The organism is uncultured Microbulbifer sp. (assembly GCF_947489355.1).
Taxonomy (GTDB): Bacteria; Pseudomonadota; Gammaproteobacteria; order Pseudomonadales; family Cellvibrionaceae; genus Microbulbifer.
On record NZ_CANLDD010000101.1, the window covers coordinates 1 to 5580 of the forward strand.

Sequence of the window (5580 nt, forward strand, 5' to 3'; positions counted from 1 at the left end):
CCGATGGTAATCAACTCCGGCTACCGCTGCCGGGACCACTGCGCCAGGATCGGCTCCACCATGACACACACTACCGGACAAGCTGTAGATGTATCAGTTGCAGGTGGGCGTGCCTATGAGCTGCTGGGGATCGCGATAGAGGAAGGATTCACTGGCATTGGGGTAAAGCAGCATGGTCCACACAAGGGCAGATTCCTGCACCTGGATGATCTTGGAGCTATTCCGGGCAAACGTACCGGCCCCACAATCTGGACCTACCCAAGGTAGGGCGTATGAAGGGAGTGGCACAGCATTGCTTCCGAGGCAGTAATCAGGATAATAGTGGTCATGGTGATCAGTATATAAATGTTATAAGTAATAGTATGGGAAAGAAACTACCGCCAGATGAGCTAGAGCTCTACAAACTAATCGATGAAATCCTCTGGAAAGACTGGGATCCTATTGGTGTGAATGATACACCTGAAGCTAGAGACGAGTACCAAAGTTATTTGCCTCACATATTCCACCTGGCTATTGAGGGTAAGGATGCCGCGAGAATATCGGCATCCCTGGTGACTACAATTGAAACGAATATTGGCCTTGGAGCGGATAAAGAACATTGTCTTAAGGTAGGGAAGAAAATTGTCAGTGCGAAGAAATCAATTATTGGGTAGCATCACTTATAAATGGGCAAAGCACTGCGTGCTTCGCCCATTCACTAGACGTTATATTTCACGAAGTCTGAATGTTCAATTCTAGGAAAACTGAATCTGAGCTAGAAGAACTAGTCTCTATTCACGAGAAGGGTGGTGGCTTCGGTGATCCTGACGCTATAGCAGAGCATGGGCGGAAAATAGATTTTTTAAAGCACAAGCAGATTCAAGAAATAAGAAAAAGCAATAATCGTATGGCTGTTTTTAATATAGTTATTGCCATCATTAATGTGGCAATTCTTATATTTCAGGTATTCTATAAATAATAAAAATATAACAAATAAGGATATGTTGCGCTTGCTGCAACATTTACATCTAAATAAACAAACCGGCCACTGAGCCGGTTTTTTTACGCCTGGAGAAAGCTGCTTCCCCAGGTTCCACAATCTGGAGCTACTGAGGGAGGGCATATGGAAGGGTTCACAGTTCAGACTGGAGATACCCAGGGAGACAAAGTGAACCTGCAACCCACCCGCCTCCCAAAACTACTGAGGCTGGCCAAAGGCCGCGATTGTGTCCGCTGTGGTAATAACGAGGGCAGCACCGTGGCCGCCCACTACCAGGGCCAGCGCAGCCACAGCTACGGCAAAGGGCGCGGTATCAAACCCCATGATGCTATGGCTGCACACCTCTGTTACCGCTGCCACAGTGAAGCGGACAGCAGCGCCTTGGGTACCAGCCCCGAAGCCCACAGCGCCCGCTTTCTGCTGCTGATTATCATTACCCAGTTGGGCTTGTTCCTAGAGGGCCGCATCACCGCAAGAGACCATGCCCAAGCTTTCCTATTGAAGTTGTGCCGTAACGCGTCAGTGCTTGAGGAGTGTGCCGAGGATGAGCTGCACCACACTGCCTGTCGCTTAGCCCAGTGCTGGGATTCCGGCGATATCACTATCGCCCCTCACGGCGCCATGGTTAGCAGCTTTGTGGGGGTGAGCCCATGACCCGCAAAACCAATGAGCAAGGCCAGTTTTACTGCCGTGGTTGCAACCAGTGGAAGGCTCCAGAGGTATTCCCGCGGAATACCAGCCGTTTCAGCCGGTGTGGCCGCGCGAGCCGCTGCAAACGCTGCCGTGCCGACTACCAAGCCAGCTATCGTAATCGCTTACACCGCGATTCACATATCCGTTCGTTAATTCAGCGCAAGCAATATCAGTTTTATTAATCAAATGCAATAGTGCTAGGTAGAGGGAAACAGTATCGAAGAAATTCAAATTGACACACAATTCAACAGGGAAGATTGCTGTTCACTACGGTGCTGATATGCTCACAATCACAACTATAAATAAACAAGCTGGGGCAAGTAGATTATGGTTGGGTCTGTATCTAAATCGAAAACTATTCACTACAAGCGGGTCGCAATCGGTAACTCAAGCAGCACTCTTCAGGAGTTATTGACCTTGGCATGTACCGAAGGGGGGGAAGTAGAGCGAGCTAGCGCTAGGCTAGAGCGTATCAACCCCGATGGAGATTTAATTCGACTGATTAATCATCATACCACGCATAACAATATGTTCTTTGGTCAGTTGGTCTCCTTTGAAGAGGGAGCCACACAGCCTTTCATCAACTTGAAAGGTGCTGCGTTCTATTATGCTATCGATTCTATTACTCCAGCAGATATCCCTGGGAGAGAAGTGTCGACAACAGAGAATGAGTTGCAAAACCGGAGGAAAGAATTTCTCAACTCAATCCTTTATTTTGGAGTGCTCGGCAACCATATTGTCATCATGCAGTCCGCAGCTCTTCGTGCTCGTGAGCTGGAAACTCACCTCAACTGGCTTCTTGGTACCTGCGTACAATTACTGAACGGCTCCGACATAATTCTTCATGACAAGCCAGCGGAGAGTACTATCCGAACATTGGAGAACAGGCCTGTCAAAACTATTCACGTTGGATCACCTGTACAGTTGGCTCAGGAGAGAATGCCAGCGGCTGTAAAGGCGGACTTAACAAGCACCGAAACTACAGAGTCAGTCAGAAAATTAAGCCTAGTCCCAGCCACAATGGGTGCACGCATCATACAGATGGTGGTGCCAGGTTGGTTCGATAGACATGAACTCTCGGACGCCTTGGATGACGCAAATCTAAAGGTTAGTTTAGAAGTCACCTATCTGAGGAAAACTACAAATTCTGGGCAACAGGTGTTGGATAGTTTGTCTACTTCATTGCGGCATTTGGATGATTCAGATGTTAGAATTGAGCTAAGTGGCGGTGGTATCATTCAGGGAAACGGCCTTAAATTGTCAGGAAAGGTTACGGTTAAGACACTACCTAGTGGTCTGATCGACGAAAATGACCTATACCATCAGATGCATATTTGGCTAACGATGCAGATAAGCAACGAAGAACTGGAACCAGAGTTATTAGGTGAGCACTGTGTTGTATAAGAGAGCGTCTCATCCATTGCTGGGTAGTATCCTCACTGGAGTCCTATTTGGCACCGTAGGGTATTGGGTTGGTACAAGCCTTCTTGATAGCATTATTAAAGGGGTGCCATACGTTCTAGTGTCGCTGATGACTATGCCAGTAGTCTTTGCATCATTTGTTCTCTGGAAGTTCGTAGAACTGAAAGCAAATAAAGATGTTATTGGAGGGACAACTCGGTCTGAACAGAGGCGAATACGAAGGATTACTAACATTCGATCTGGCTGGATTTTAAGTTATATTATTTATTATTCCATATCGGCTCTAGTTATAGGGTTCCTATTCTTTGCGACCAGTCTGCATCCTAGTCTGTTATCTTTTACACTGAGCACCACAGGCTTCCTCTATGGGACAAGCATATTTTCTATGTGGGTAGTTTATACAGCGTTTCAAGAGTTGGCCACTTTTGTGGCTGATATTCAAGTAAGGAAACAAAATAAAATAAACAGGCAAATATTCTTGAGATCACAACTGAATACGGCGCATTAACCTAAAATCACCCCTTTGGGGGTGGACCTCCTCACTCACGACCAATGTATGTGCTGGCGGCATTATTTACAAAAAAATAAAAAGAAGTTAATTTGAATAATTTAAGATTAGTATGGCTTTTTGTTAATGTAATGTTTATGCAGGGATTTTGTTTTTCTTGGCAGTAGGCTTTTCAAAGCCATTTTCTGAACTTGTCCTCATATTTAACGATAGCACAACGAAGCCTTTAAGTGCTTGGGCTCAGTTTGTTTTTTGGTTAATTCTTGTTGGAACCTTGGGGGCTGGAGCGTGGCTATGGTTTAAAGGTAGCGAGAAGAAGTTTTTGGAACACTGGTCACCAAATACATAATCCAACTTGAGGTGGTTATTCGTGGTTGGATAACCCTAGACCCAGCTCACCACCATTTTGGGTTACGCAGATTTGGCACTTTTGCGTTTTGGGTGTATAAATCAGCTAACTTGCGATTGTTGTCTCTACCAGATACCAACCCCACAAACCGGCCACTGAGCCGGTTTTTTTACGCCTGGAGAAAGTGACTCCATGAACGGACAGGAAGCCGGAAGCGCCACAGTCACCGTTGCGGGAGTGAGTCTGACACAAACCCCTGTCACTCCGCTGCAGGTGCTGGGGGTGATTATCGCCATGCTTGGCTTGGTGTGGAATGTGTACGCAGTCATTACCCGCAACCGGCACAACAAATTTGTGCGCGAGCAGGCCAAAAAGGCCCGCAAGTAATAACCCGTTTTGCCACCCCGGTGGTGGCTCTTCCCCTAATGCCCTGCGTGGCAATCATATAACTGAGAGCGTCTTATGAACTGGAAAGCGATCGTTAAAAGCGTAGCTCCAACCCTTGGTGCTGCCTTGGGTGGCCCTGTTGCAGGGACTGCACTCAAGTTCCTGGCCGACCATTTCCTGGGAGATACCGAAGCGCAGGAGCAGGACATTGCGGAGCTGGTGCTGAATGCGAGCCCCGAGAAGCTGGTGGAGCTTAGAAGCCTTGACAACCAGTTCAAGGTCAAGATGCGCGAGTTGGACATTGACGTTTATCGACTTGAGGTAGATGACCGGAAGAGTGCCCGCGATATGGGGATTAAGGGCGGTCTAAAGGCGCAGATGGTCCTGTCATTCGCGTTTATTGCTGGCTACTTCGCGTTGACCTTCTCCCTGTTCTCCGGCGAGATCAACATGACCCCTGCTATTGAGCAGACGGGCACCCTGATGCTGGGCGTGATTACCGGGGCTATCCCCATGATTCTGCAATTCTGGTTTGGCTCCAGCCAAGGAAGTAAAGAAAAGACACAGGCAATGGTGAAGTCATGACTACTCATGATCTTGTGCGAGAGTTGGCTGAGAAGGCCAGCCATGCCACCACAGTAACGGTGGGCGCTATCGGCAGTATCTACAGCCTGTTTGTCCAAAACCCCATTGGCTTTATCTGTGCGCTGGTGGCCATCGCCTCCTTTGTAGTGAACTGGTACTACAGTCACCAGCGCCACAAGATGGCGAGAGAGCAGCAGGGGCAGCGTAATGCCGGTAAGGGCTAAGCGTTACTGCGCACGCTGTAGACAAGTGCATTCAGGTCTCTGTCCCCAGGCTCAAAACCGCTGGGTAATATGGCAGAAGCAGAGAGGCACAGATACCCAGCGCGGGTATGGGTCAGTCTGGAGGAAATTGCGCAAGCCGGTGATCCGGCGGGACAAGGGGCTTTGCCAGCTTTGCTTACTCAAGGGGCTGGCCATTGCCGGAACCCACGTGGATCACATCAAACCTAAGTCACAGGGCGGCACGGATGATATGGGCAACCTTCAGTTGCTGTGCAAGCCATGTCATCTGACCAAGACCGCGCAGGAGGGTGGCGGCGCCAGGGGGAGGGGTGGGTCAAATCCCCACAGCCCTTCGCCACCAACACCGCCGCCCTAAGTTAATTTTTATGCGCGTTGAATTAAATCGAAAAAACCCACTTGGGCATTTTTAGGT

At 48.6% G+C, this 5580-nt stretch carries 9 protein-coding genes; all 9 read left to right on the top strand.

Features of this window, described 5'->3' with window-relative positions; genetic code table 11:
* On the top strand, nucleotides 1-267 hold a 267-nt coding region (locus Q1A48_RS20405), incomplete at its 5' end, for a D-Ala-D-Ala carboxypeptidase family metallohydrolase (protein WP_299948573.1).
* 5 nt (nucleotides 268-272) lie between these two features.
* Nucleotides 273-653 carry a hypothetical protein gene (locus tag Q1A48_RS20410; protein ID WP_299948575.1) on the top strand — a complete coding sequence of 127 codons (381 nt, stop codon included), beginning with the start codon at nucleotides 273-275 and terminating at the stop codon, nucleotides 651-653.
* Between the two features lie 71 nt (nucleotides 654-724).
* The gene (locus tag Q1A48_RS20415; protein ID WP_299948577.1) at nucleotides 725-958 is read left to right on the top strand and encodes a hypothetical protein; all 234 of its coding nucleotides are present in this window, start codon (nucleotides 725-727) and stop codon (nucleotides 956-958) included.
* Nucleotides 959-1102: 144 nt separating this feature from the next.
* Nucleotides 1103-1633, top strand: coding sequence for a hypothetical protein (locus tag Q1A48_RS20420; RefSeq protein ID WP_299948579.1), 531 nt, complete (start codon nucleotides 1103-1105; stop codon nucleotides 1631-1633).
* Between the two features lie 366 nt (nucleotides 1634-1999).
* Complete coding sequence (locus Q1A48_RS20425; RefSeq protein ID WP_299948581.1) at nucleotides 2000-3076, top strand: hypothetical protein; 1077 nt, start codon at nucleotides 2000-2002, stop codon at nucleotides 3074-3076.
* 1067 nt (nucleotides 3077-4143) lie between these two features.
* Complete coding sequence (locus Q1A48_RS20430) at nucleotides 4144-4338, top strand: hypothetical protein (RefSeq protein ID WP_299948582.1); 195 nt, start codon at nucleotides 4144-4146, stop codon at nucleotides 4336-4338.
* A gap of 75 nt (nucleotides 4339-4413) precedes the next feature.
* Nucleotides 4414-4923 carry a hypothetical protein gene (locus tag Q1A48_RS20435; protein WP_299948584.1) on the top strand — a complete coding sequence of 170 codons (510 nt, stop codon included), beginning with the start codon at nucleotides 4414-4416 and terminating at the stop codon, nucleotides 4921-4923.
* The gene (locus tag Q1A48_RS20440) at nucleotides 4920-5147 is read left to right on the top strand and encodes a holin (protein ID WP_299948586.1); all 228 of its coding nucleotides are present in this window, start codon (nucleotides 4920-4922) and stop codon (nucleotides 5145-5147) included. Before Q1A48_RS20435 ends, Q1A48_RS20440 begins: the two co-directional genes overlap by 4 nt.
* Nucleotides 5131-5523 (top strand): HNH endonuclease, encoded by a 393-nt coding sequence (locus Q1A48_RS22010; protein WP_366523457.1) that lies wholly within the window; start codon nucleotides 5131-5133, stop codon nucleotides 5521-5523. Before Q1A48_RS20440 ends, Q1A48_RS22010 begins: the two co-directional genes overlap by 17 nt.
* Nucleotides 5524-5580: the final 57 nt, after the last annotated feature.